Raw genomic sequence first — 360 nt, forward strand, 5'->3', positions numbered from 1 at the left:
AAGGAACGGCCGCCACGCTCACCACGCTCGCCGTCCCGACGGTCGAAACCACGGTCCCGGTCGCGGTTGAAGCCTCCGCGGTCGTCCCGGCGGTCACGGTCGAAGGGGCGACGGTCACGGTCGTTGTCCCGGCGGAAACCACCGCGGTCGTCACGACGCTCGAACGAACGCCGGTCGTTGTCCCGGCGGTCACGGTCGAAGGGGCGACGGTCACGGTCGTTGTCCCGGCGGAAACCGCCACGGTCGTCACGACGCTCGAACGAACGGCCGCCACGCTCACCACGCTCGCCGTCCCGACGGTCGAAACCACGGTCCCGGTCGCGGTTGAAGCCTCCGCGGTCGTCCCGGCGGTCACGGCCC

Annotated in this window: 1 protein-coding gene; it reads left to right on the forward strand. The window is 71.7% G+C overall.

Annotated elements, in window-relative coordinates; genetic code table 11:
- A partial coding sequence (locus ADL25_RS49020; RefSeq protein ID WP_199839171.1) for a hypothetical protein occupies window positions 1-360 on the forward strand: 360 nt, incomplete at both ends.

Source organism: Streptomyces sp. NRRL F-5122, assembly GCF_001507435.1.
Lineage (GTDB): Bacteria > Actinomycetota > Actinomycetes > Streptomycetales > Streptomycetaceae > Streptomyces > Streptomyces lannensis.